27 protein-coding genes are annotated in these 24,788 nt (G+C 58.9%); 9 read left to right on the forward strand and 18 right to left on the reverse strand.

Annotation, left to right across the window (positions count from 1 at the left end):
- Positions 1-170 precede the first annotated feature (170 nt).
- From ENTCL_RS02715 to ENTCL_RS02725, 3 genes are all read left to right on the forward strand, one after another.
- Positions 171-1,001 carry an ABC transporter ATP-binding protein gene (locus tag ENTCL_RS02715; RefSeq protein WP_013364567.1) on the forward strand — a complete coding sequence of 277 codons (831 nt, stop codon included), beginning with the start codon at positions 171-173 and terminating at the stop codon, positions 999-1,001.
- Positions 998-1,870 carry an ABC transporter permease gene (locus tag ENTCL_RS02720; protein ID WP_013364568.1) on the forward strand — a complete coding sequence of 291 codons (873 nt, stop codon included), beginning with the start codon at positions 998-1,000 and terminating at the stop codon, positions 1,868-1,870. The genes ENTCL_RS02715 and ENTCL_RS02720 overlap by 4 nt, the downstream gene beginning before the upstream one ends.
- A 68-nt stretch (positions 1,871-1,938) precedes the next feature.
- Positions 1,939-2,982, forward strand: coding sequence for an ABC transporter substrate-binding protein (locus tag ENTCL_RS02725; protein WP_013364569.1), 1,044 nt, complete (start codon positions 1,939-1,941; stop codon positions 2,980-2,982).
- Positions 2,983-3,037: 55 nt separating this feature from the next.
- Here ENTCL_RS02725 and ENTCL_RS02730 read toward each other — a convergent pair whose 3' ends face one another.
- The 3 genes from ENTCL_RS02730 to ubiU all read right to left on the reverse strand — a co-directional run bounded on the left by ENTCL_RS02730 (position 3,038) and on the right by ubiU (position 6,007).
- On the reverse strand, positions 3,038-4,045 hold the full coding sequence (locus ENTCL_RS02730; protein WP_013364570.1) for a luciferase-like monooxygenase: 1,008 nt from the start codon (positions 4,043-4,045) through the stop codon (positions 3,038-3,040).
- 79 nt (positions 4,046-4,124) lie between these two features.
- On the reverse strand, positions 4,125-5,003 hold the full coding sequence (locus ENTCL_RS02735; RefSeq protein WP_013364571.1) for a U32 family peptidase: 879 nt from the start codon (positions 5,001-5,003) through the stop codon (positions 4,125-4,127).
- Positions 5,004-5,011: 8 nt separating this feature from the next.
- The gene (gene ubiU / locus ENTCL_RS02740; RefSeq protein ID WP_013364572.1) at positions 5,012-6,007 is read right to left on the reverse strand and encodes a ubiquinone anaerobic biosynthesis protein UbiU; all 996 of its coding nucleotides are present in this window, start codon (positions 6,005-6,007) and stop codon (positions 5,012-5,014) included.
- Between the two features lie 220 nt (positions 6,008-6,227).
- On the opposite strand from ubiU, the gene ubiT reads away from it, so the two are divergent.
- Complete coding sequence (gene ubiT, locus ENTCL_RS02745) at positions 6,228-6,752, forward strand: ubiquinone anaerobic biosynthesis accessory factor UbiT (protein WP_013364573.1); 525 nt, start codon at positions 6,228-6,230, stop codon at positions 6,750-6,752.
- Positions 6,746-7,249 carry a GNAT family N-acetyltransferase gene (locus tag ENTCL_RS02750; RefSeq protein ID WP_013364574.1) on the forward strand — a complete coding sequence of 168 codons (504 nt, stop codon included), beginning with the start codon at positions 6,746-6,748 and terminating at the stop codon, positions 7,247-7,249. Before ubiT ends, ENTCL_RS02750 begins: the two co-directional genes overlap by 7 nt.
- Here the strand turns inward: ENTCL_RS02750 and ENTCL_RS02755 are convergent.
- Positions 7,236-7,520 (reverse strand): GIY-YIG nuclease family protein, encoded by a 285-nt coding sequence (locus tag ENTCL_RS02755; RefSeq protein ID WP_013364575.1) that lies wholly within the window; start codon positions 7,518-7,520, stop codon positions 7,236-7,238. The genes ENTCL_RS02750 and ENTCL_RS02755 overlap by 14 nt on opposite strands.
- Positions 7,521-7,572: 52 nt before the next feature.
- Between ENTCL_RS02755 and ENTCL_RS02760 the strand changes: the two genes are divergently transcribed.
- Both ENTCL_RS02760 and ENTCL_RS02765 read left to right on the forward strand, forming a co-directional pair.
- The gene (locus tag ENTCL_RS02760) at positions 7,573-8,001 is read left to right on the forward strand and encodes a YhbP family protein (protein ID WP_013364576.1); all 429 of its coding nucleotides are present in this window, start codon (positions 7,573-7,575) and stop codon (positions 7,999-8,001) included.
- 3 nt (positions 8,002-8,004) lie between these two features.
- Positions 8,005-8,658, forward strand: coding sequence for an NAD(P)H-binding protein (locus ENTCL_RS02765; RefSeq protein ID WP_013364577.1), 654 nt, complete (start codon positions 8,005-8,007; stop codon positions 8,656-8,658).
- 6 nt (positions 8,659-8,664) lie between these two features.
- Here the strand turns inward: ENTCL_RS02765 and dolP are convergent, their stop codons facing one another.
- From dolP to ENTCL_RS02785, 4 genes are read right to left on the reverse strand one after another with little or no spacing between them, the layout of a single operon-like run.
- Positions 8,665-9,240 carry a division/outer membrane stress-associated lipid-binding lipoprotein gene (gene dolP / locus ENTCL_RS02770; protein WP_013364578.1) on the reverse strand — a complete coding sequence of 192 codons (576 nt, stop codon included), beginning with the start codon at positions 9,238-9,240 and terminating at the stop codon, positions 8,665-8,667.
- A 9-nt stretch (positions 9,241-9,249) separates the two neighbouring features.
- Positions 9,250-9,840: a DnaA initiator-associating protein DiaA gene (gene diaA / locus ENTCL_RS02775; RefSeq protein ID WP_013364579.1), complete on the reverse strand. Its 591-nt coding sequence runs from the start codon at positions 9,838-9,840 to the stop codon at positions 9,250-9,252.
- A gap of 26 nt (positions 9,841-9,866) precedes the next feature.
- Positions 9,867-10,256, reverse strand: a complete 390-nt coding sequence (locus tag ENTCL_RS02780; protein ID WP_013364580.1) for a YraN family protein — start codon at positions 10,254-10,256, stop codon at positions 9,867-9,869.
- Positions 10,214-12,355 (reverse strand): penicillin-binding protein activator, encoded by a 2,142-nt coding sequence (locus ENTCL_RS02785; RefSeq protein WP_013364581.1) that lies wholly within the window; start codon positions 12,353-12,355, stop codon positions 10,214-10,216. Before ENTCL_RS02785 ends, ENTCL_RS02780 begins: the two co-directional genes overlap by 43 nt.
- A 62-nt stretch (positions 12,356-12,417) precedes the next feature.
- Here ENTCL_RS02785 and rsmI point away from each other — a divergent pair, with 62 nt between their 5' ends.
- A complete protein-coding gene (gene rsmI / locus ENTCL_RS02790) occupies positions 12,418-13,281 on the forward strand; it encodes a 16S rRNA (cytidine(1402)-2'-O)-methyltransferase (RefSeq protein WP_013364582.1) in 864 nt (287 codons plus the stop codon).
- A 3-nt stretch (positions 13,282-13,284) separates the two neighbouring features.
- Entirely contained in the window at positions 13,285-14,301 is a 1,017-nt protein-coding gene (locus ENTCL_RS02795; RefSeq protein ID WP_013364583.1) for a Fic family protein, read from the forward strand.
- Between the two features lie 38 nt (positions 14,302-14,339).
- Here the strand turns inward: ENTCL_RS02795 and ENTCL_RS02800 are convergent, their stop codons facing one another.
- The 10 genes from ENTCL_RS02800 to kbaZ all read right to left on the reverse strand — a co-directional run bounded on the left by ENTCL_RS02800 (position 14,340) and on the right by kbaZ (position 24,554).
- Positions 14,340-15,518 (reverse strand): MalY/PatB family protein, encoded by a 1,179-nt coding sequence (locus ENTCL_RS02800; RefSeq protein ID WP_013364584.1) that lies wholly within the window; start codon positions 15,516-15,518, stop codon positions 14,340-14,342.
- A gap of 12 nt (positions 15,519-15,530) precedes the next feature.
- Positions 15,531-17,102, reverse strand: a complete 1,572-nt coding sequence (gene malX / locus ENTCL_RS02805) for a maltose/glucose-specific PTS transporter subunit IIBC (protein WP_013364585.1) — start codon at positions 17,100-17,102, stop codon at positions 15,531-15,533.
- A gap of 121 nt (positions 17,103-17,223) precedes the next feature.
- Positions 17,224-18,096, reverse strand: coding sequence for a tagatose-bisphosphate aldolase subunit KbaY (kbaY, locus tag ENTCL_RS02810; protein WP_013364586.1), 873 nt, complete (start codon positions 18,094-18,096; stop codon positions 17,224-17,226).
- Between the two features lies 1 nt (position 18,097).
- Positions 18,098-19,261, reverse strand: a complete 1,164-nt coding sequence (locus ENTCL_RS02815; protein ID WP_013364587.1) for an SIS domain-containing protein — start codon at positions 19,259-19,261, stop codon at positions 18,098-18,100.
- A gap of 267 nt (positions 19,262-19,528) precedes the next feature.
- Complete coding sequence (gene nagA, locus ENTCL_RS02820; protein ID WP_013364588.1) at positions 19,529-20,662, reverse strand: N-acetylglucosamine-6-phosphate deacetylase; 1,134 nt, start codon at positions 20,660-20,662, stop codon at positions 19,529-19,531.
- Positions 20,659-21,096: a PTS galactosamine/N-acetylgalactosamine transporter subunit IIA gene (agaF, locus tag ENTCL_RS02825; protein ID WP_013364589.1), complete on the reverse strand. Its 438-nt coding sequence runs from the start codon at positions 21,094-21,096 to the stop codon at positions 20,659-20,661. Before agaF ends, nagA begins: the two co-directional genes overlap by 4 nt.
- Before the next feature lie 15 nt (positions 21,097-21,111).
- On the reverse strand, positions 21,112-21,990 hold the full coding sequence (gene agaE / locus ENTCL_RS02830) for a PTS N-acetylgalactosamine transporter subunit IID (RefSeq protein WP_013364590.1): 879 nt from the start codon (positions 21,988-21,990) through the stop codon (positions 21,112-21,114).
- Positions 21,980-22,762, reverse strand: a complete 783-nt coding sequence (agaW, locus tag ENTCL_RS02835; RefSeq protein ID WP_013364591.1) for a PTS N-acetylgalactosamine transporter subunit IIC — start codon at positions 22,760-22,762, stop codon at positions 21,980-21,982. The genes agaE and agaW overlap by 11 nt, the downstream gene beginning before the upstream one ends.
- An 11-nt stretch (positions 22,763-22,773) precedes the next feature.
- A complete protein-coding gene (agaV, locus tag ENTCL_RS02840) occupies positions 22,774-23,247 on the reverse strand; it encodes a PTS N-acetylgalactosamine transporter subunit IIB (RefSeq protein ID WP_013364592.1) in 474 nt (157 codons plus the stop codon).
- 20 nt (positions 23,248-23,267) lie between these two features.
- Positions 23,268-24,554 carry a tagatose-bisphosphate aldolase subunit KbaZ gene (gene kbaZ, locus ENTCL_RS02845; RefSeq protein WP_013364593.1) on the reverse strand — a complete coding sequence of 429 codons (1,287 nt, stop codon included), beginning with the start codon at positions 24,552-24,554 and terminating at the stop codon, positions 23,268-23,270.
- Positions 24,555-24,788 lie beyond the last annotated feature (234 nt).

Consider the following 24,788-nt stretch of genomic DNA (forward strand, 5'->3'; position numbering starts at 1 on the left):
AATTTTGAACATCACAGCAACAAAAATTAAACACTAACGCCTATTATATCTTCACCATCATGTGTTCTGGACGCTGCGCCGCAGGGTCATAAAAGGCACAACGGCTGTTTAATGCGCTAATGGAATGGCTCCTTTCTGAAAATTAACGTTGCATAAGGAGTACTTTGTCTATGGCTTTAGAAAAACAGGCCGGTATCCAGTTTTCCGGTGTGACAAAACGGTTCCCTGGCCGTGATGGCGTAGAGCGAACCGTCCTGCACGATGTAAACCTGGTCGTCGAGCCCGGCATGTTTTGCGCGGTTGTCGGACCGACGGGGTGTGGTAAATCGACAACCCTGACGTTAGCCGCTGGGCTGTATCGTCCCAGCTCCGGCGTTGTGCGCGTGTCGGGGCGTGTGGTCGATGGGATCACCGATGGCGCCGGTTTTGTCTTCCAGAATGACGCGCTATTACCGTGGAAATCGGTACTCAAAAATGTGGCGTTAGGTCCCGTATTTCGCGGCGTACCTAAAAAAGAGGCGCAGGAGCAGGCGCGTGAATGGCTGCGGGTTGTTGGCCTTGCCGGTTTTGAAAATTATTATCCCTGGCAGCTTTCAGGCGGCATGCGTAAACGCGTCAGTCTTGCCGCGGCATTGATCAACAAACCGTCCATGCTGCTTATGGATGAACCCTTCTCCGCGCTTGATGTGCAAACGCGCGCCATTATGTCGAATGAGCTACTGGACCTGTGGGAAAAAACGCGGCCTTCCGTGCTGTTTGTCACTCATGACCTGGAAGAAGCGATAGCGCTTGCCGACCGGGTTGTGGTTATGACGGCGGGGCCCGCAACGGTGAAGGCCATTTTTGATATCGATTTGCCAAGACCCCGCGGCGAAGTCCAGGCCATCCGTTTCCAGCCCCGATTTTTAGAACTCTACCAGCAAATCTGGCACTCCTTGCGGGATGAAGTGGAACGCGCTTACTCGCAAACGACTCTGGTGAAAACAGGAGCGGCACGATGAGCAAGGTAGATCTGGACTCTCCTATGACCCGTTCGAATCCGGCGGCGCTGACGCCGCAACAACGCGCGCAGCGGCGCAAACTTCATGTGCTACTGGGACGCGCAGGCCTGTTTCTGCTGATTGTCGGCGGCTGGCAGCTGGCCACGGTGCTCGGCTGGCTGGATCCTTTCTTCTTTGGCTCGCCGAAAGGGATTGTGCTGCGCTTATGGGACTGGGTACAGCACGGTACGGCGTATGGATCTATTTGGCTGCAGATCTGGGTAACGCTCGAAGAGTCGTTAATGGGCTTCGCCGTGGGCGTTATCGGCGGCATCCTCTTTGGCGTTTTGCTGGGGGAGATCCCTTACCTGGCCGATGTATTCGGCCCCTATATCAAGATAGTCAACGCATTACCGCGCATTGTGCTGGGCTCAATCTTCGTGATGTGGCTGGGGCTGGGGATGTCTTCGAAAGTGGTACTGGCGGCGGTACTGGTCTTTTTCGTGGTGTTCTTTAACGCCTTCCAGGGGGTACGTAGCGTAGACCGCAATCTGGTCTCCAATGCCCGTATTTTGGGCGCTTCACGGTTCGATGTTGTTTTACATGTTGTCTTCCCCTCGGCCATGACGTGGATTATCGCCAGCCTGCACGTCGCGCTGGGCTTTTCAATCATCGGCGCCATCGTCGGCGAATTTCTCGGAGCGCAAAAAGGGTTGGGATTGGTGATCGCCACGGCGCAGAACACCTTTGATGCGAATGGCGTATTTGGTGCCATGTTGATTATTGGCGCCATTGCGCTGAGCGCTGAAGTGTTGATGTCCCTCATCGAGAAGAGATTACTCTCCTGGCAGCCGCCGTCGGCTGCTGAAAGCAATACGCCAGGCGTTTAACCTCGTTTCATCTCGTGTTTTCCGTGTTTTCTTAATGAACATATTGATTATCAGGAGATCGGAGCACTATGAAGAAATACTTTAAACTATCAGCGTTAGCCGTAGCGGCAGGGCTTTTCAGCGCGCATGGGATGGCGGCAGCCGGCGCTTTGCCTCAGGTCACCATGATGGTGGGCGGTATTGATAAGCAAATTTATCTGCCTTACCAGCTGGCGCAGAATCTGGGGTTCTTTAAGAAATACGGCGTTGATATGCAGTTAAGCACGGAGCACAGCGGCGGCGTTGGCGCGGAAGAAGCGATGCTGTCAGGCCAGGTGGATATGTCGGGAGCCTGGTATGAACACACCATCGAGTTCCAGCAGATGGGCAAAGATGTTATCGACATCGTGCAGCTCAGCGGGGCGCCTGGCGAACGCGAGATGTGTACGTCGGCGTCGGGAATCAAAACCCCTGCCGACTGGAAAGGTAAAACGGTCGGCGTCACTGACCTGGGGTCGGGCACCGATGATTTGACGCTGTATCTGGCTTCCCGCCATGCCCTGGCGTCAAAAGATTTTACCCGTGTCGGCGTCGGCGCAGGGCCGACGATGATTGGCGCCCTGCAGCATGACAGGATCGTTTGCGGCATGACGACGCAGCCAACCGTAAACGCCATTGAGAAAATGAAGGTCGGCTACTCGGCAATTGACCTGGCCACTGGCGACGGCGTTAAAAAATGGCTCGGAGGCTATCTCCCCTCGGCCAGCGTGCTGGCGCGCGCGGACTGGGTAAAAGCGCATCCGGTGGAGACGCAGGCGGTGGTCAATGCGATGGTAGCGACGATGCGCTGGATAAGCACCCACAGCGCCGCGGAGATTGCCGATAACCTTCCGGCCGATTTCGTCAGCAACCCGCTGTCAACGCGTGAGGAATACATTAACGCGCTGACGAAAGACAAAGGACAATTTTTGCCTGACGGCATGATGCCGAAAGGAGGGCCGGAAACGGTGCTGAAGATAGAACAGGCGGTAGGTAAGATAACGAAGCCGGTGAATCTTGAGACGACATATACTAATGCGTATGTCATCAAAGCAAACGCAATGCTGGATGCCGAGGCGAAAGCCGGTAAATAGCATGGACGGGCATCATGGCCTGATTGGCCAGGCCATGATGCTTCCCGGCGCGTCCTTACCCCAACAGCGCCTCCCTCACTTCCATCGTCAAATCAAACGAATGCAGGCGCGCTTGGTTTTCGAAAATCTGGCCGTTGACCATAATTTCATCCGCCTGGGTTTCGCGCAGCACGGCCTCCAGCCCATGGCGTACTTTCGCCTTATCGCCGACCAGCGACATGCTCAGCGCCTGCTGTACTCCGTACTGCTCTGAGGCAGACCAGAGCTGATGCATATTCTCTACCGGCGGCGGAAGCTGTCCCGCCTCGCCGCGGCGCAGCTTGACAAACGCCTGCTGCATCGAGGTAAACAGGAATTCCGCATCGCGGTTGCTGTCGGCGGCAATGATGTTGATGCACACCATGGCGTACGGTTTTTCCAGGCGCTCAGAGGGCGTGAAATGCGTGCGATAGAGATGGAGGGCCTGGTGCAGCATATCCGGCGCGAAGTGGGAGGCAAAGGCGAACGGCAGGCCGAGCTGCGCCGCCAGCTGCGCGCCGTAGAGGCTGGAGCCCAGCAGCCACACCGGGATCTTCTCGCCGAAGCCGGGCACCGGACGCACGTGCGGGTTCGGATCGCGGGCGTCGAACCAGTCGACCAGCTCGGCAACGTCGCGCGGGAAGCTGTCGATATCGGCGCTCATATGGCGGCGCAGCGCGCGCATGGTCGGCTGATCGCTGCCCGGGGCGCGGCCCAGCCCTAAATCAATACGGCCAGGATAGAGGGTATTGAGCGTACCGAACTGTTCGGCAATCACCAGCGGCGAATGGTTCGGCAGCATGACGCCGCCGGAACCGAGGCGCAGCGTCGTGGTGTTGGCGGCGAGATAGCCTATCAGCACCGAGGTTGCCGCGCTGGCGATACCGACCATGTTGTGGTGTTCCGCCAGCCAGTAGCGATGGTAGCCGCGTTTTTCCGCGAGACGGGCGAGATCCAGAGAATGTGAAAAGGCCTCTTTTGCCGAGGCTCCCTGCGGGATCGGCGCCAGATCCAGCACCGAGAACGGAATGTTTTTGTCAGTCATAACAGCTCGCTTTGTCGACAGCATATTCTTTGATAATGCATTAAAAAATAGTAACTGTTGTTAACAAAGCGAGCTTTTATTATGCCTGCAGCGCCAGCCCGGCGAGGCGTTTCCAGTAGCCGTTGCAGTCGCTGTTTGCCGTCAGCGGCAGCGGAGCGGCGCCGTTTTCATTGGCGCGGAAAGCGTCAATCATGGCGAATGTGTCGTTACCCAGCGGCGACAGGCGCACCATGTCGACCAGCCCCTGCATCGAGGCGAGCTCGTTGCCGAGGTTGTAGACGTAGCCGCTCATGGTCTGAATGCCGTTGAGCACAAACACCTGCTGATTCTCCTGCGACAGCACGCTGCGGCCGTTCGGGTATTTGATGCAGCAGGTTTCGCACTCGTCTTTCGGGCGGTCTTCCGAGCGGGCGGTAAAGCAGCGCGCGGAGTACGCCAGCGGCAGATGACCGTAGCTCAGCACCTCCACCTCAAACCGATCGCGGATCCCCAGCTCGTCGCACTGGTTAAGTAGGTTCACCAGCCAGTCGCGGGACAGCTCGACCGGCATACACCAGCGCACCATGCCCTGTTTGAGCAGCAGGCGCAGAGTGACGGCGTTATAGCAGTTCAGCGCGTGCCCGGCGACGAACGGCAGCTTGCGCTCGGCGCACAGATTGACCACGCCAAGATCGCTGGCCTCAAGCAGAAATTCGCCGTTGTCGACATAGCGCTTCAGCTCGCCCAGCTCCGACGACGCCTGCACCAGCGCCAGCGTGGACAGCACCACCTGCTTACCGCTCCCGGCCAGGCTTTTCGCCATGTCGAGCCAGTCGCCGACTTTGGTGGCGCGACGTTTGCTGCAGACCGCCTCGCCGAGGTAAATCACATCGGCGCTGCTGTGCGCCGCCTGCTGGTAAAACGCCTCCAGCGTCTCTTTTGACCAGTAGTAGAGCACCGGTCCTAATGAATATTTCATCGCGTTACCTACTGCCATTTACGGTGATATGCGCCAAGGGTCGTCTGGGTGCCTTCGGACATCGAGCCAAGCGCCTCCATCCACGCGGACTGCGGGACAAAGCTCTGCGGGTCGGCCATACAGCGGTCAATCGCCTGGCGCCACACTTTGGCGACCTGGCTGACGTAGGCCGGGCTGCGCTGGCGGCCTTCGATTTTCACCGAGGCGATATTAGCCGCCAGCAGCTCCGGCAGCAGCTCCAGCGTGTTGAGGCTGGTGGGCTCCTCCAGCGCGTGATAGCGTTCGCCGTCCACCAGATAGCGGCCTTTGCACAGCGTCGGATAGCCCGCGTTTTCACCGTCCTGGTAGCGGTCGATCAGCACTTCATTGAGGCGCGATTCCAGCCCCTGCGGCGTTTGCTGCCAGCGAACGAAGCGGGCGGGCGAGCAGGCGCCGACGGTATTGGGCGACTCCCCCGTTAAATAAGAGGAGAGATAACAGCGTCCTTCCGCCATAATGCACAGGCTGCCGAACGCAAAAACTTCCAGCGGCACTGGCGTGCTGCGCGCCAGTTGCTTAACCTGATGGATGGACAAGACGCGAGGAAGCACAACGCGCGCGACGTCGAAGTGACGATGGTAAAAGCGAATCGCCTCTTCGTTGGTGGCGGAGGCCTGTACCGACACGTGGCGCTCAATATGCGGATAGCGCTCCGCGGCGTATTCCAGCATCGCGAGGTCGGCGAGGATCAGCGCGTCGGCGCCGAGCTGCGCGGCCATATCCACCGCGCGCTGCCAGCGGGCGTAGCCGTCGGGATGCGCGAAGGTATTAATGGCGATGTGCAGCTTGCGGCGATGCTGATGCACAAAGTTGACCGCTTCCTGCAGTTTTTTTTCGGTGAAGTTAAGACCGGCAAAGTGGCGGGCGTTCGTATCATCTTTCAGCCCGATATACACGGCATCGGCACCGTTTTCGATGGCCGCCTTAAGCGCCGGGAGGTTTCCGGCAGGGCAGAGCAGCTCCATAATATTTCCTGAAGGCAGCGACCCGCAGGGCCGCAGAATTGTTAACGAGCTGGGATTTTAGTTAACCCATCGGCGACAATTTTTGATTTAAGGCAGTTAAAAGCGTATTGATGGCGCTAATAATGGGGCCAGGCTCTTACAGAATTGTTGATTTACGCCGCTATGTCGTTTATCTGATATGGCAAAATAACAGGACTTTTGCATTGAGGGAGTAAAGCTCGTGTTGGATAAACTGCGTTCACGCCTGGTACAGCTGGGCCCGACTCTGATGAGCGTACCGGTAAAAATGACGCCGTTTGCGCTTAAACGTCAGGTGCTGGAACAGGTATTGAGCTGGCAATTTCGCCAGGCGCTGGCTGACGGGGAGCTGGATTTCCTTGAAGGCCGCTGGTTAAGCATCGAGGTGCGCGATATCGGGCTGCGGTGGTTCACCTCCGTTGACCACGACAAGCTGGTGGTCAGCCAGTCCGCAGAGGCCGACGTGAGCTTCAGCGCCGACGCCAGCGATCTGCTGATGATCGCGGCACGCAAACAGGATCCTGACACGCTCTTTTTCCAGCGCCGTTTAGTGATTGAAGGCGACACGGAACTGGGGCTGTATGTCAAAAACTTGATGGACGCCATTGAGCTTGAGCAGATGCCAAAAGCGCTTCGCGTGATGCTGCTACAGCTTGCGGACTTTGTGGAAGCGGGGATGAAAACGCCTTCGCAAACCAGACACACATCGGTAGGTGAGCCATGCTGATACGAGTGGAAATCGGGATTGACGCGCCGGGGATTGATTCCCTGCTGCGTCGCGCCTTTGGCGGCGACGCGGAGGCAAAGTTGGTGCATGATCTGCGGGAAGACGGCTTGATCACCCTCGGCCTGGTCGCCACCGACGACGAGGGCCAGGTGGTCGGCTACGTGGCTTTTAGCCCAGTGAGCGTGGAAGGCGAAGAGCTGCAGTGGGTCGGGCTTGCGCCGCTGGCGGTGGATGAAAACTATCGCGGGCAGGGCATTGGCCGCCAGCTGGTGTATGAGGGGCTGGATTCGCTCAATGAGTTCGGCTATGCCGCCGTGGTGACGCTCGGCGATCCGGCGCTGTACGGTCGTCTGGGCTTCGAGCAGGCATCACGTTTCGACCTTCGCTGCCGCTGGCCGGATACCGGAGACGCGTTTCAGGTGCACCGCCTGGCCGACGATGCGCTCAACGGCGTTCACGGTCTGGTGGAATACTGCGATCATTTCAATCGTTTTTGAGCTGCGCCAGCAGCATCTCAAACGCGTCATCTCCGGCGACGAGGCGCTCTTTCTGGCGCTTCGTCAGCTGCTTAATGCGGTACTCGAGCCGCAACGCCAGCGAGCGCTCACCAACCTCCGCGGAAAAGGCCAGGCTGAGCTCGCCCTTGCCGCGCAGGGCTTTGGCGCCTTTCCCGCGCTGATGCTGCTCCACGCGGCGCGCGACATCCGTTGTAATGCCGGTATAGAGGCGATTATCCGCCGTGCGAATCAAATAGACGAACCAGCACACGCTATAGCTCCTGTGTTAAGGTGACCGCACCATAGCACGCAGGAGAGGAAAAATGGAATCACTGGCCGCCATCAGCCGTTGGCTGGAGAAGCAGCACGTTGTCAGCTGGAGCGTGGCGCAAAACGGCGAGCTGTGGGCCGCCTGCGCGTTTTATCTCTATGACCGCGAAAAGGTCGCTTTTTACCTCCTGACGGAAGAAACCACGCGCCATGCCAGGATGAGCGGCGCGCGCGCGCCGGTCGCAGGAACCGTCAGCGGCCAGCCGAAAAGCGTGGCGCTGATTCGCGGGGTGCAGTTTCGCGGCGAGATCCGCCTGCTTGACGGTAAAGAAAGCGAAAGGATGCGCGCGCGCTACAACCGGCGTTTTCCCGTCGCCAGAATACACCTGGCTCCCGTGTGGGAAATTCGTCTTGATGAACTAAAATTTACAGATAACACGCTGGGTTTTGGCAAAAAGATCCATTGGCTACGCCAGGAGTAAACCATGGCAAACGTACTGATTACCGGAGCGACGGGGCTGGTTGGTGGTCATTTACTGCGTTTACTGCTGCGAGAGCCTGGCATTACCTCGATAACGGCGGCAACCCGTCGCCCGCTGTCGCCGATGCCCGGCGTCACCAATCCCCATAATCCGCAGCTCCTGAAGGCGCTGGCGCAGGTTCAGGGGCCAATTGATATTGTGTTCTGCTGTCTGGGCACGACCCGACGGGATGCGGGCAGTAAAGCCGCGTTTATTCATGCGGACTACACGCTGGTCGTGGAGACTGCGCTGGCCGGGCAGCGCCTGGGCGCCACCCAGATGCTGGTGGTGAGCGCCATGGGCGCCAACGCCCGTTCGCCGTTTTTCTACAACAGGGTGAAAGGGGAAATGGAGGGCGCGCTTATCGCGCAGCGCTGGCCGAGGCTGACCATTGCCCGACCGTCGATGCTGTTGGGCGAGCGAAAGGCGCACCGGCTTAACGAGTCGCTGCTGGCGCCGCTGTTCCGGCTGCTGCCGGGGAACTGGAAGTCGATTGAAGCAAAGGATGTGGCGCGGGCGCTGCTGGCGCAGGCGCTATCGCCGGGAGAGGACGGTGTGGCTATCCTTTCCTCGGCCCGGCTTCGCCAGATGGCGGCCCGGCAGCGTACCGCCGGGTAGCTATCGCTAGTTGATATAGGTAAATGCGGTGGTGACGTGCTTCACGCCGCTCACCCGGCTGGTGATATCCGCCGCCGCTTTCCCTTCACGGTTTGTCACCAGACCCATCAGGAACACTTCGCCATTTTCCGTGGTGATCTTCACGTTAGAGGCTTTTACCTGATCGGTGCTGAACAGCTGTGAACGCACTTTGGTAGTTATCCAGGTATCGGATGAAGCGGTGCCCAGGCCGATCGGCTGACCCTGGCGGATCTCGTTAAACACCTCGGTCGTCCCCTCCACGCCCATTGCAATCTGCTTGGCGCGAGAAGTGAGGTCCGCAGACGGCGACTGGCCGGTCAGCAGCACTTTGCCCTGATACGCCATTACGTTAATGCGCGCTTCTTTTTTGATCTGCTCATCTTTCTGCAGGGTATTGTTCACGCGCAGCTCAAGCGTACTGTCGTCCACCTGGGTCCCCACGGAGCGTGGGTCGGTTGCCGCTTTGGTGCCAACCGCTGCGGTACCGACGACCGCCGCCGCGACACATCCCTGCAGCAGCAGAGCGGAAGTAAGGATTGCGAGGGGCGTTAATGCCTTCATAGGTACTCCTTAATCGTCCTGGTGTGGGAAAAGGGTGTTATCAATCAGATCGCACAGACAGTTCACCGTCAGCATATGCATTTCCTGAATACGCGCGCTGCGGTGAGACGGAATGCGAATTTCCACATCCTGCTGGCCCAGCAGGCCCGCCAGCTCACCGCCGTCGTACCCGGTCAGCGCGACGATGGTCATATCGCGGGTGACCGCCGCTTCTACCGCCTTCACGATATCGCGGCTGTTGCCGCGGGTCGAAATCGCCAGCAGCACGTCGCCGGCATGACCGAGCGCGCGCACCTGCTTGGCGTACACTTCATCATGAAGCCGGTCGTTGGCGATGGCGGTCAGTACTACATTATCGGTATTCAACGCAATGGCGGGTAAACCGGGGCGCTCTGTCTCGAAACGGTTGATCATGCAGGCAGCAAAATGCTGTGCGTTGGCGGCGGAGGTGCCATTGCCACAACAGAGGATTTTGTTGCCGTTAAGTAAGGATTGCACCAGCGTCATGGCCGCCCGGGAAATAGCGTCCGGGAGTGCTTCCGCTGCTGCGATTTGGGTTTGGATGCTTTCCGTAAAGCAGGCTTTAATTCTGTCGAGCACGATTTCCCTTAAATTATCTGGTCAGGCTATTCGCCAAAGGCGTTTTTGAACCATTCGATTCGACCGCCGGTGAAGGCTATCACATCGAACCGGCAATCCACAGTCTCAAAACTCCCATTGTGGCGGGCGAGCCACAGACGGGCGGTATGTAATAGTTTTATCTGTTTGCTGCGGGTCACGCTTGCCGCTGCGCCACCATAACATGCGGACGCCCGATAGCGCACTTCGACAAACACGGTGACCGCACCGTCTTGCATGATGAGGTCGATTTCGCCGCCGCGGGCGCGTACGTTGGCGGCGATAAAGCGCAAACCGTTATGCTCCAGCCAGCGACGCGCCTGCTGTTCCCACGCGTCGCCGGTCTGTTTAGGGCTTAACTGGCCGGGACGATTTGCCCCTGCTGGTATTTGAGCCATGACAACTTCCTGTTGATCACACAATCCTGATTAGCGGTTAGATCGCCCGTGTTGCCATTAAGTTCAAATCCAGGTACCTGACGCATCTGCGAGAAGTGGTTTGCCAGCGCCCAGGCATCGACGCCCATAGCGTACAGGCGAGCCAGCGAGTAGTCATTATGCACGGCGCTCAGCGCCTGCTGCATCAGCGCCGGGTTGCTGCCAGCCAGCATTGGGATTTCGCTATACTGCAGGCCGTCCATTTCCAGACGGAAATCCGGGCCTGCGGTTCCCTGCGCGCTACGGGAGCTGGCGTACAGCGTGACGCCTCCGTCCTGGCTGCCGTTACGCATGGCGATCATCGGCTTGATATAGGCAATCTCTTCCGGCGTCGCCACAATGTAGGCGGCGTCGACTTTACCGCCGCCGGTAATCTGCGCATCGCTCGGCGGCGCCGGGATGTTCAGACCGCCGATGGTTACGCCCTGCTGCTGCGGCAGGCTGGCGCCGATCGGGCTGCCGCTCAGCGCAATGCCCGCACCGCCGTTGACGCCCATTTTCAGCTCGGACGTGGAGCCAAATTTTTGCTGCAGCACAATGCCGCCGCCGAGTTTCTGCCACTCCTGGGCAAACGCCGTAGCCACGCGATCGCCGAGCGCGCTGCGCGGGAGCAGCAGCAGCGGGGCCTGTTTGCCCTGGTCGTGGATATGGCGCGCCGCATCGCGGGCCTCGTCTTCCGGCGAGAGGGCGAAGTAGCAGATATTTGCGCGGTTTTCGACGTTTTCCGGCTGGTTAAGCGCCAGCACGTTCAGGCTGGTATTGCTTTTCGCCAGCTCATCGACGTTATTTTTCAGCAGCGGGCCGACCACGATCGACGCGCCGTCCTGCTGCGCCTGGGCGAGAAGCTGGTTCAACGGGGCGGTCGTGGTATCGTAAATCTTCAGTTCGGCCGCCGGGTTAGCGGCCGCAGCGGCGACCGCCTGCGGGGCGGCAGGCGACGCTGGCTGCGCAGCCGTCGGTGCGGCTGGGGTCGCGGCGGCGGGCTGTACGGCGTTTGGCGCCTGCACGGGCTGCGCCTGGGTTCCCTGCGGCGCCTGTACCGGCTGAGCCTGCGTAACGGCAACGGCCGGCGCGGATGCGGCCGGCTGCCCGCCGGTCAGATCGCTGACTTCAGCCTGCGCCGGGCTGACGACGTTGCTGTTCGCCGCCTGCGCGACCTGCTGAGGGACCGCGCTGCCGCTGACCGGGCTGGCGCCGCCGTTTTTCGCGGCTTCAAAACCCTGCTGGATAGTGCGGCCGAATACCGCCGCCTGGCCGTTTAACGGCAGCAGCAGGGCGATTTTCGAGGTCGACGCCGGTTTGAAATTCTGGACGTTGGTCAGCTGCGTCGGCAGCATTTTCGCGCCCGGGTTCTGCGGATAGCGCGTCTGCCAGTCCTTAATGGCGGCTTTCATCATATCCGGATCGTTGCGGTTATCGAACCATACGCGCTGGAGATCCAGCCAGCCCTGCAGCACGTTTTCATCGGCATTGATCACCAGCGCGCCCGCCTGCTCTTTACTCATGGACGACAGCGCCTGCCAGGTGGCGTCGATGTTTTTCTGCTTCTCCTGCGGCGAAGCCAGCAGCGGCTCTTGCGCTATCAGCGCGCGCAGCAGCGGCAGGGACGGTTTTCCCTGCTCAGAGGCTATCGTATCCTGCCAGAAACGCGCCTGCTGGTTAGCGCTCAGCGACGCGGGCGTGATTTTCGCCAGCAATGCCTGCGCGCCGGCGAAATCTTTCTGGCTCAGCTTGATTTCGACCGCCAGCAGAGACTGCTCCTGACGCTGTGCGTCATTCAGATTCTGCGGCAGCTGGCCGAACAGCTCCATCGCCTGCTGATTTTTGCCCTCTTTCAGCAGTGCACGAATGGCGAGTAATTGCCAGTTGGTCTTGCTATCATCTGAGCTTTGCTGCATCTGCTGCAGGTAATAACCTGAATCAGCCTGCGCGCTGCCCTCAAAATGGGCGGTGCTTTGATCGGCGCTCTTCTGAGTGCCACAGCCGGCGAAAAGAAACGCTGCCAGCACGACGGGCAAGCAGCGCGCGGCTTTAGAACGACGAAATGTTGACGGTACCATACGTATCCAGTGATATTTTTTAGCTCAATGCTCAATATTAAATCGGCAATACGGACTAAACAATGAAACAACGCGAATCTGCGGACAATTCTCAAGGGCAGCTTTATATTGTGCCTACGCCCATCGGCAATTTGGCTGACATTACCCATCGCGCGCTTGAGGTGCTGCAAGCTGTTGATCTCATTGCTGCTGAAGACACCCGCCATACCGGTTTACTGCTGCAACATTTCGCGATTAATGCCCGTTTATTTGCGCTGCACGACCATAACGAGCAGCAAAAGGCTGAAACACTTCTGGCGAAGCTTCAGGAAGGGCAAAACATTGCGCTGGTGTCCGACGCCGGAACGCCGCTGATTAACGACCCGGGCTACCATCTGGTGCGCACCTGCCGCGAGGCCGGTATTCGCGTGGTGCCGCTGCCGGGGCCATGCGCGGCGATAGCGGCGCTGAGCGCGGCCGGGTTGCCGTCCGATCGTTTTTGTTATGAAGGCTTTTTACCAGCGAAATCCAAGGGGCGCCGCGACACGCTGCGCGCGCTGGAAAACGAGCCTCGTACGCTGATTTTCTATGAGTCCACGCACCGGTTGCTGGAGAGCCTGGACGATATCGCGGCCGTGCTGGGCGCATCCCGCTATGTGGTGCTGGCTCGCGAGCTGACAAAGACCTGGGAGTCGATTAACGGCGCGCCGGTGGGCGAACTGCTGGCGTGGGTGAAAGAGGATGAAAACCGACGCAAAGGCGAGATGGTGCTGATCGTCGAAGGTCACAAGGCGCAGGAAGAGGAGCTGCCCGCCGAGGCGCTGCGTACGCTGGCGCTGCTGCAGGCGGAGCTGCCGCTGAAAAAAGCCGCCGCGCTGGCCGCCGAAATCCACGGCGTGAAGAAAAACGCGCTGTATAAGCACGCGCTGGCGCAGCAGGAAGCGTAATTCATGAGCCGCTACCAGCCGCCGTTCGCTATTACCTCTTCAATACTCAACAATGTTGTTGAAATCGGTGAATTGCTTGGGCACTGGGCGGCTCAGTCAGGTCGCACGTCTCCGCTTTTGCGCAAAGAAAACAGGATCAGAACCATTCAGGCTTCGCTGGCGATTGAACACAATAGTCTGTCGACAGAACAGGTTACGGCGTTGATGGAAGGTAAGCGTGTGCTGGCGCCAGCAAAGGATATTCAGGAAGTTCGTAACGCGATTGACGCCTATGAGCAAATGCCTGGCTGGAAAAGTCATCGCCTTCAGGACCTGTTAACCGCACATCGAACGCTGATGATTGGGTTAGTCGATAATCCTGGCGTTTTGCGCAGCGCCGATGTTGGTATTTATCGTGGTAATAAGGTGGTCCATATGGCGCCACCAGCGTCACAGGTTCCCCGGCTTATTGCCGACCTGCTGACGTGGAGTCAGCAGACCGATCTTCACCCGCTGGTTGTGAGTTCGGTGTTCCACTATGAATTTGAATTTATCCATCCTTTTACTGACGGTAATGGCCGCATGGGACGCCTCTGGCAGACGCTGTTGCTGAGTGAGTGGCGTCCGGAAATGGCATGGCTTCCTGTCGAAACCCTTATTCATCACCAGCAGGGGCAGTACTATCGGGTGTTAGGGGAGTGCGATAAAAAAAGTGACTGCACAGCGTTTGTCGAATTCATGTTAAGCAACCTCGCCGCCGCCCTGATGGAAGGGGTACATCAGACCTCAATATTGTCGGAAGAAATGTCGGAGGAAATGTCGGAGAAAACCGCAGATTCTCTTTCATCACAAGAGCAGCTGGTTTTGTTGATACTGGCCGTACAGCCGCGTCTTTCCGCCCTCGCGCTGTCGCGCATGCTGAATGTTTCTTCTCGCACCGCTGAGCGCTATCTGAAATCATTACAGCAGAAAAATAAGCTGCGGCGGATTGGCGCGACGAAAGGCGGATACTGGCAGGTTTCCCCGACGTCAGAGAGATAACAGGTGAAAAAGGACACCTCAGGGTGTCCTTTCTGCTCTTACCGCCTATGGACGTTATGCATCCGCTCCAGCGCCTGTTCAAGCCGGGAGCGCTGCGTGCCAAAGTTTATCCGCAGATAGTTTTCGCCGTTCTGGACATAGTGACTGCCGTCCTCTATCACCACCCCGGCGCGGCGGGCGAAGTGTTCGGTGAGCCCGGTGGCGCTCATCGTGTCTTCGCTGATATCGATCCACGCCAGGTATGACGACTCCGGATTCATCATCCGCCAGTGCGGGAAATGGGTTTTGATGGCATCCGCCAGGTAGCGGGCGTTGCTCTGCAGATAGCCGTTGAGGGCATCCAGCCACGGCAATCCCTGCTGGTAGGCGAGAATAATCCCCCATACGCCGAAGACGTTCGGCGAGGTTATCGAGTTTTTTTCCAGCTGCTGGCGAAAGCGCTGTCGCAGGGCGTCATCTGGGATCATCGCGTAGGAGGTTTTCAGGCCGCCCAGGTTGAACGCTTTATTCGGCGAGGTCAGCACGATCAGGTTATCCAGCGCCGCGCCGCCAGGCGTCAGGCAACTGACAAACTGCCCGTCGAGAATATGCTCGGCGTGAACTTCGTCCACCATTAGGATTACGCCGTAGCGTTTGCAGAGATCGGACACCAGACGGATTTCGTCCGCCCGCCAGATGCGCCCGGACGGGTTGTGCGGCGAGCAGAAGAACCACAGCTTCGGCCGCTCGGTGTTGAGCTGGTGTTCAATCAGTTCCACATCCAGCTCGTAGCGGTTATCCACGGCCTTAAGTGGGTTAGCCAGCACCCGAACGCCCTGGCGCTGCGCCGCCATGGCGAAGGGGTCGTATACCGGAGTGTTCATCATGATGCAATCGCCCGGCTGGCAAAACGCCTGGACGGTATAGTGCAGCGTGGAGACGGTGCCGTAGGTCAGCGTTATCCAGCTTTTGTCGACCGCCGCCTGGTGGCGGTCGCGCTGAAAGCCGATTACGGCGTCGTAAAACTCATCGAAGCACCAGGTGTAGCCGAAGGTGCCGTGCTGCACGATGCGCTGAAAACCGTCGATCACCGCGGGCGGCGACATAAAATCCATATCGGCAATCCACAGCGGGATAAAATCAGCCGGCACATCGCCGAAACGGGAGCAGACAAACTGGTGGTCCCATTTTCGGCACTTATCGCTTTTGCGCTCCACGAGCGTGTCAAAATCAAACACCTTAACCTCCTGTTAAATTAACGCTTCAATACCCGTCTTCACGCTTTGTACCTGCGGTCCGATAATCACCTGCACGCTGTGCGCATCCAGCACCACCACCGACAGCGCACCGGCGTCTTTCAGCGCCTGCTTATCCAGTTTGCTCATATCTTTGACGACCAGACGCAGGCGGGTAATGCAGTTGTCCAGGGAGTCGATATTGTCCTTACCGCCCAGCGCGCGGAGGATAACTTCATGATCGTATTTCGATTTTCCGCGTGCCTTACGGTTTGCGTCCACCGCCTGCGCGGCGCCGTCAGGATCGATTTCACGACCCGGCGTTTTGATGTCGTGCCGGATGATGTACCAGCGGAAGACAAAGAAGTAGATGGCGAACCAGACGATACCCACCGGGAAGACCAGATACCACTTGGTCGACAGCCCCTGCATCACGCCGAAAATAAGCAGGTCGAGGATCCCGCCGTCGGTGTTGCCGATGGTGACGCCGAGCAGGGCCATAACCAGTAACGCCAGCCCTGACATGATAATGTGGAAGACATACAGCGCCGGGGCGATAAACAGGAACAGAAACTCAATCGGCTCGGAAATCCCGGTCACGACGGAGACCAGCACGCCGGAAAGCAGCAGCCCCTTGATGACCGGGCGGTTTTCCGGGCGCGCGGTACGGTAGATGGCGTAGGCCACCGCCGGTAAACCGAAGATAAAGGTCGGCATAAAGCCCTGAGACAGGAAGGCGGTCACGTGAGGGCTAAACGGCAGACCGGCTTTCAGCTCGGCATAGAAAATGTTCAGCGCGCCGGCCACTTCGTGTCCGTTAACGAACTCGATACCGCCCGCAGGCGTGAAGCGCACCATCGCCAGCAGGATATGGTGCAGACCGAAAGGCTTGAGCAGCAGCACGCCAACACCGTAGAGGAATGGGCCAAACACGCTGGTGCCCTGGATGATGTGGCCGATCCCGGCGATGCCAAGCGCGACATATTTCCACAGCAGCGGGATAAACAGCCCTACCAGCGACAGCGTCAGCGCCGTCATGATCGGCACAAAGCGAATGCCGCTGAAGAAGGCGAACGCGTCGTGCAGCACGGTGTCCTGAAAGCGCTCATGCAGGAAGTAGGTGATAACCCCCACCACGATCCCGCCCAGCACGCCCATCTCCAGGGTCTGAATGCCGAGCACTACCGACTGTCCGACCTGCTTCATGGTGGCGGCATCGGCGAGCTGGTGGGTGACGGTCAGGTAGTAGTTGATGCTGAGGTTCATCAGCATATAGCCGACAAAACCGGAGAAGGCGCCCACCGCCTTGTTGCGTTTCGCCAGCCCCATGGGGATAGCCATGGCGAACATCACCGGCAGGTAGGTAAAGGCGAAACCGCCGACCATGGCGATAAAACCAAAGGTGAGCTGCGTTAATTCGCCGCCAAGAAAGGGAAAGCTTTTAATGGTGGAAGGACTGGTCACCGAGCTGCCGATACCGAGCAGCAATCCCATGAAGGCCAGTAAGGAAACCGGGAACATAAAGGTTTTTCCCAGGCTTTGAAAAAACTCCCACACTTTTGATTTGAATGACTTTTCCTGTGTCACGTAGGGTACTCCTCGATAAGTATTATGGTAGCAGACGAGGCATTCCGGTTTAAGAATGCCTTGCCGCTTTTGCGAGGTTTATAGTTATTTTTTGGTAATCGGATATGGCGCTAAATGAAGCTTAGACTTCGGCGGTCTGGTGCAGACGATTTTCTGAACCGCAAACGCGGATTTTGCTACGCACAACGTCTTTCATCGCATCCATGCCGACGCGCATGTAGTAGCGCGGGTCGTTGCCATCCGGGTTGTCCTTAAACCAGGCTTTTACCGCGCCGGCAAAGGCGATTTTCAGCTCGGTGGCGACGTTGACTTTGCACACGCCAAGCTCAATGGTGCGGCGGACGTATTCATCCGGTACATCGCTGGCGCCGTGCAGCACCAGCGGGACGGAAACCACTTCGCGGATTTCGCCCAGGCGCTGGAAATCGATCTTCGGACGGTGCGGGTACAGGCCGTGAGCGGTACCGATAGCGACCGCAAGGCTGTCGACGCCGGTCTGCTCAACGAAGCGGCGGGCCTCCTGCGGGTCGGTCAGGAAGGCGCTCTCGGCGTCAACGCTCATGTCGTCCTCCATGCCGCCCAGACGGCCCAGCTCGGCCTCTACGCTGCAGTCGTTCTGGTGACAGAAATCCACCACCGACTTCACCAGCTTCACGTTTTCAGCGAACGGGAAATGGCTGCCGTCAATCATCGCGCTGCGCACGCCGGCATAGACTTTACGGCGGATATCGTCCAGCGATTCATGATGGTCGAGATGCAGCGCCAGCGGCATGTCGTAGCTTTCAGAGTAGGCGCGGCACAGCGCGTAGATCTCTTCAAACGCAATGTGTTTATAGGTGCCCGGCGTCCCGGCGAGGATCACCGGCGACTGCATCTCTTTACAGACTTCGAGGATGGCCTGAATGGTTTCGGCGTTGTGGATGTTAAACGCCGGAACGGCATAGCCGTGCTTCTGCGCATCCTGCAGCAGATATTTGGTCGAGATAATGCCCATGTTATGCCTCCTCCGGGGTCCAGGGGTGAATGACGACGCCTTTAACGACGCGGTTGACGGTGCCGCTGGCGGAAGGTGTATCCGGCGTGATGCCCGCTTTGAGCGATTCGGTCAGGGCGAATACCTGCGCATACATCAGGAAACAGAAGGCCTGCTCAACGTCGATAAACGCGCGCGCGGCGGGCAGAATAATGTGCGGACCGGCGGTGACTTCCGCGTCGGCGGTAGCGGAGATAGCCACCACGCGCATCGCCTGCTTGTCGCGGCGCAGTTCGGCCAGCAGGTCAAGGTCGTACCGGCGGGTATACGGGTGTGAAGAGACGAACACCACCACCAGCGTTTTGTCATTAACCAGCGATTTCGGGCCGTGGCGGAAGCCGGTCGGGGAGTCATAAAACGCGGCCAGCTTGCCAGCGGTCAGCTCCAGCACCTTAAGCGAGCATTCACGCGCGGCGCCCTGCAGCCCGCCGCTGCCGAGATAAACCACCCGCTGCCAGGGGGAATCGCCGAAAACGCCGTCGCTGAAGTCGCCCAGAGAGGCGATGATCGCCTCGCAGCGGCGCGCGACATCGTCAAAGCTGCGGCTGTTGATCGTCTCCGGGGCGAACACGGCGAGGCAGCTTGCCATCATGGTTGAAATGCTGCTGGTCATTGCAAAGCCGCGGTCGTGGGTCTCTGCCGGCATCAGCAGCGGCCAGGCGCGATCGTCGTTCACGGCGTTTTGATACAGCGCGCCGGCTTCATTACAGGTGATGATCAGGTGATGGCACTGGCGGACGCACTGGTTGGCCAGATCGACGGCGGCGACGCTTTCCGGGCTGTTGCCGGAGCGGGCAAAGGAGATAAGCAGGGTCGGCTGGGTTTCGTGAAGATAGTCAACCGGGTTAGTCACCAGATCGGTCGTCGGAACGGCGACAAAATTTTTCCCGGTATGGCGGGAGAGCCACGGCGCAATAATGTCGCCGATAAACGCCGATGTACCTGCGCCGGTCAGTACGATTTTTAGCGCCGGGTCAGCCAGCAGGGGCGCAAGAAAAGCGTCCAGCTCCGCGCGCTGCTGCGCGATATTTTTCAATGATGCTCTCCAGCAGCCCGGCTGCTGGCGGATCTCTTTTTCAGTCCAGGTTTGTGTTCCGGTAGGGCACCCGGTCAGGGTCTCACTCATAACGTCATCCTTCATCAAGGTATTTCACTTCAGAAAGCAGCTGATGCTTTGCTTCCTTTCGTTTTGTTTCTCTTTACTGATATTGTCATTAACTGAAATCTATTAAAAAGAAAACGAAAGGTCAATGTCAGAAAGGAAATAAAACGAAAAGCGTGATCCGCAAGGCAAAAGAAAAAGGCGATTGTATGGAGGGTATGAAAAGGAAAAGAAAGGAATAAAAAGGCATGCCGCGGTAGTGCGGCATGCAAAGACGTCATGAAAAAGAGGCTACAGGGGGAGAGCCTGACCGTGAATCCAAACGTGTTGCACCAAAAGAGCGCTGTTGAGGGCGATGAGGCTGGCGCGTTTGCCGATGGCAATCGACCCCAGCCTGTCGTCAACGCCCAGCATTCTGGCCGGGTGCAGCGACGCCATGCGAATGGCGTCCTCCGGCGGACATTGCGCCAGCGTCACCATGTTGCGAACGGCGGCGTCCAGCGACAGCGTGCTGCCCGCAAGACCGCCCGTCGCGGTGCGTACGACGCCATCGCGCATTTCGACGTCGTAGCCGCAAATATCATAGCGCCCGTCCGGCATACCGGCCGCCCGCATGGCGTCGGTAATGAGCAGGGTCCTGTCGCCCGCGCACTGACAGCACAGCCGCATCGCCGCCGGGTGCACGTGGTGGCCGTCGGCGATAAGCTCCAGCCAGGCGCGGGCGTCGGTTAGCCCGGCGCCGACCATTCCCGGTTCGCGATGGTGCAGCCCGGTCATGCCGTTAAAGCAGTGCACCAGGCCATCGGCGCCCGCGTCCAGCGCGGCGATGGTCTGCGCCCAGGTGGCGGCGCTATGGCCGAGCATGACCCGGACGTCACGGGATTTCAGGTGGCGGATGGCCTCCAGCGCCTGGTTTTTTTCCGGCGCCAGCGCCACAACCCGCAGCGTCTGGCGCGAGACGGCGATAAGCGCATCCAGCTCTTCCTCGCACAGTTCGCGAAACAGCTCAGGCGGGTGCGCCCCTTTATTCAGCGGCGTGAAGTACGGCCCTTCCAGATAGCTGCCCAGCACCTCCGCCCCCGGCCCGCCGTTTTCGCAGCGTGCGGCGATACGCGCAAGTGCCGCATGGATAGCCGGTAGCGGGGCGGTGACGGTGGTGGGAAGCCACGCGCCAACGCCTTCCCGCGCTTTGTGCATCGCCAGCGCGTCCAGCGCGCCGGGTGCCTCGTCCATTACGTCGACCCCGTCGCCGCCGTGCACGTGGGTGTCGATGTAGGCCGGGCAAAGCAGCTCCGCATCGCGTACCGATACTCCGGCGGGAATCGGCTCGATGGCGCGAATTACCCCGTCATCAATACGCAGCTGATGGTCGTCCAGCCAGCCCTGTTCCGTCAGCAGGCGTCTGGCGCGCAGCAGCTGAGTCATATGCCTTCACCAATCTCGCAGTCTTCTTCGCGGCTGCGGGCCAGTTCGTCCACCAGAGAGGTCAGCCCGCGGTGTCCGCACTCCAGCGCCTGAAGACGAAACTCTTCGCCGCTCAGCCCTTCGCGCTCCAGCGCCATTTCCAGCAGCAGCTGCAGGTTGGTGCCGGTAATCACTTCGCAGCCCGGCGCCTGCATGGCAAGCGTCGAGGCGACCCGAAACGGCGTACCGCCAAGCAGATCGGTCAGAAAGACGATCCCTTCACAGTCGCTCAGGGTCTGCGTGGCTTCCGTTAGCTGCGCCGTCAGCCGCGCGGTGGTGGAACTCTCCGGGAAATCAACCGCCACAAACTGCGGCTGCTCGCCGAGAACCTGCTTCATGGCTTGCGCCAGGCCACTGGCGAATCCGCCGTGGCCGGTAAGAATAATGCCTAACATCATGCTCCCTCATCATTACAGGAAATGCGCAAATTTACCGACAATGCCCAGAACGACGGTAATGCCGATCAGGCGCAGCGGGCTCCAGCCGCGGCGTACCAGCCAGAACATGGTCAGGGTATAGACCAGCGGCAGGAAGGCGGGCATCAGCTTATCGATAACGTCGCTTTGCAGCTTAACGACGGCGTCGCCCGCGGTAATTTCCAGCGTGGTGGCGAGCCGTACGTAGGTCGCTACCAGCGCGCCAATGACCGTCATCCCAACGATGGATGCCGCATGGCCGACCTTTTTGGTGTTGGCTTTGATAAGCGGGATAGCCGACACCCCCATCCGGTAAGCATAGTGCGCCAGACCGAAGCGCAGGCCCAGATGCACGACGTTAAACATCACCAGGAAGACTATCGCCCCGAGAATCGAGCCCTGCAGGGCAAGGCTTGCGCCGATACCGCCGCAGATGGGCAGCAGCGTCAGCCAGAACATAGCGTCACCGATGCCGCCCAGCGGGGCGCCGACGGCGATTTTGGTGCTCTGGATGCTGTTGACGTCCTGCTTGGAGCGCTCCATCGCCAGAATAATGCCGATAACAAAGGTCACCAGGAACGGGTGGGTGTTAAAGAACCCCATATGGCCCTTCATGGCCCGCGCCAGGTCGCGCTTGTTGGTATGGATCTTCTTCAGCGCCGGCAGCAGCCCGTAAAGCCAGCCGGAAGCCTGCATACGTTCATAGTTAAAGGATGCCTGCAGCAGCATGGAGCGCCACGCGACCCGGTTGATGTCTTTTTTGGTTAACTCCGCGCCGAGCGTCTGGTCTTCATAGACGTTTTCATTGACGCCGGTAAGCAGCGTCTGCTCGTCGTCCGCCGCGGCCGGCAGCGTGGTGTGATTAGATGCCATCTTCGAATTCCTCTTCTTGCTGCGCGCGGGTAGCGGCAGGTTGCGGGTCCTTACGGAGCAGGTCGATCAGCGCCATCGCCAGCGCGGCGGCCGCTATGGCCAGTACCGGGAGCTTCAGCCAGGCCGCTGCCACAAAGCCGATAATGAAATAAGGGATGTACACGTTTTTCATCATGATTTTCAGCAGTACGGCAAAGCCGATAGCCGGCATGATGCCGCCCGCGACGCCGAGGCCGTCAATCAGGCGCGCAGGCAGCACGTCGATGGCGGTTTTGGCGTGTTCCGCGCCGAAGTAGATTGGCAGAAACGCGCAGAGAAAATAGAACGTGCCCAGCGCCAGCAGCGCGAGGTAGTTGACCCGCTCAATCCCGTTGGCGTCGGCGTTAGCCGCCATGCGGTCGCAGCGCGACATCACGCCGGACATGACGGAGAACAGGAAGGTAATGCCCATCTGCACGGCGACGGCGAACGGTACCGCAACGCCGACCGCGACATCGGGTTTGACGCCCGTGGTGATAGCAAACGCCGTCCCGACGATGGTGCCGATAATCACGTTAGGCGGCTGCGCCCCGGCCAGTGGCGCCAGGCCCATCCAGACCAGCTCCAGGGTCCCCCCGGTAAGAATACCGGTGTGCAGGTCGCCCAGAATCAACCCGACCAGCGGCCCAAGCACCACCGGGCGGTGCATGTGCGTCAGGCCGTTAAACATATCCAGGCCCGCGATAAAGGCGAGAATGCCCAGTGCGGCTGCCTGTAACAAACTGATTTCCATCGCGATCTCCTTCAGAGTAGTTTAAACAGATCCTGCGCGGGCTCAGTCGGTACGCCCTGAACAAAGCAGGCGACGCCCGCGCTTTTCAGCCCGTTGAATGCCGCAATGTCGTGGGCGTCAACGGACACCGTTTTGGCGATTTGCTGCTTACCGTCGGCGTAGTGCATGTTGCCGACGTTGATCCGGGTGACGGGGACGCCGCCCTCAACCAGCTTCAGGAAATCCGCTGGCGTTCTGCACACCAGCAGAATTTTTTGGCGGTCGGCCGCGCGGTGGATGTTGTCGATCACCTTTTGCAGCGACCAGAAGCGAACGGCGATACCTTCCGCCAGCACCATTTCCATCAGGTTTTGCTGCACCGGATCCTCGGCAACTTCATCGTTGGCGACCAGCACCAGGTTCGCGCCGGCAAATCCTACCCACTGAACGCCAACCTGACCGTGAATCAAACGCTCATCAATACGGCTTAAGACAATATTTGGCATAACGTAATCCTTCGCTTTTATTATTCGTTGTTACCCTGACAGGCGGTGTGATACTGGCGTATAACGTCCTGAATATGGTCGATAATTAAGGCATGCGGCGTGGCGGCGATATCGCCTTCGCGCACGCGGGTGTACTGAAGCGGCAGATACTGGCTGATAAGCGGCAGCGGCAGCTCCTCATCCGCGAGGTTGCGCACCAGGTGCGCTAAGGCGTCGTCGATCTCTTTGTCCGGCCAGTAGTAGCGCACGCGGTCAGAGTAGCTGTAGCCCCGCGCCAGGCGGCGGGCGTGGCTGTCGCCGTGGTAATGGCTTTGCCAGTAGCCCGGCTTATCCAGCATGACGTTTTCCAGCACCGTGCGCAGCCCGGAGCAGGCGCGGGCGGGTACCAGCTCTTCCTCTATGCTTGCCAGCGCAAACAGCGCTTCACGGAGCGCAAAGGTTAACGCCGGGCCGACTTTCAAAATGGCGAAGTGATCGCGAACCAGGCGCTTCAGCGCCTGCGGCGTCTGGTAATCCGTGGAGTGCGCTTCGTAGATTAAGGTGTCGAAGTCTTCCACCATTTTGCTGAGCGCAACCGCTTTTTCCGGCACGTAATCAATGACGTGGGTATGGTCGAATTCAACGCCTGGCTGAACCACCAGCCCGATAATCCGCGGCCATATTGCGCTAAGTCCCTGTTTCTCAAAGGCGCTGAAGTGTGCGCGTAGCGTTGCCTGCGCGGCCTGCGGCGTGGTGACTTCCAGGGTATTGAGGGTTTCGTGAGCGCCGCCCGGAACCGGTACTTCGGTGCCGATAACGTACACCAGATCGCAGACGCCGAAGGTTTGCTGGCAGGTGGCTTCCGCAATTTTCGCCAGCCGCGCGGCGCGCTCGGCCACGATATCGTCGGTCAGCGGCGTAGGGTCGTCGGCGCAGGACATGCTGCAGTCGAGGTGGATTTTCTTAAACCCGGCGGCGACGTAGCTTTTAATCAGATCTTCCGCATGCCCCATGGCCTCGGCGGCCGGGGACTGCTGCCAGCGGTTCGGGCCTAAATGGTCGCCGCCCAGAATAAGCTGCGCTTCGGGGTACTCCAGTTCTGCCGCCAGCGACAGTACGAAACGGCGAAAATCAACCGGCGTCATACCGGTATAGCCGCCGAACTGATCCACCTGGTTGGAGGTGGCTTCGATCAGCAGCGGCGTGCCGTGGTCGCGGGCAAAGCGGATCGCCGCTTCGAGCACGCGGGGATGCGCGGAGCAGACGGCATAAATCCCGTTTTCAACGCCTTGTTTATGATGCTCAACCATTTCTGTCAAATGTTTCACTTTCCTCTCCGCAGTCGACGAATTTGATTATTATCTTTCGTTTTGTTTCGAATAATACTGCATCAGGATGTACTAAAAATAAAATGAAAGCATTTAGAAGTGAGATTTGTTTCACAAAAGAAACATAATGAAAGCATTCAGCCTGCTGAAAACGCATGCCGCTGCGCATCGCAGGCTTGCTTTCTGGTAAAGGAAAGGCGTTAATAGGTAAAACGAAATGAAACGAAAGATTTT

Origin of the sequence: [Enterobacter] lignolyticus SCF1, assembly GCF_000164865.1 — a bacterium.
Classification (GTDB): Bacteria; Pseudomonadota; Gammaproteobacteria; order Enterobacterales; family Enterobacteriaceae; genus Enterobacter_B; species Enterobacter_B lignolyticus.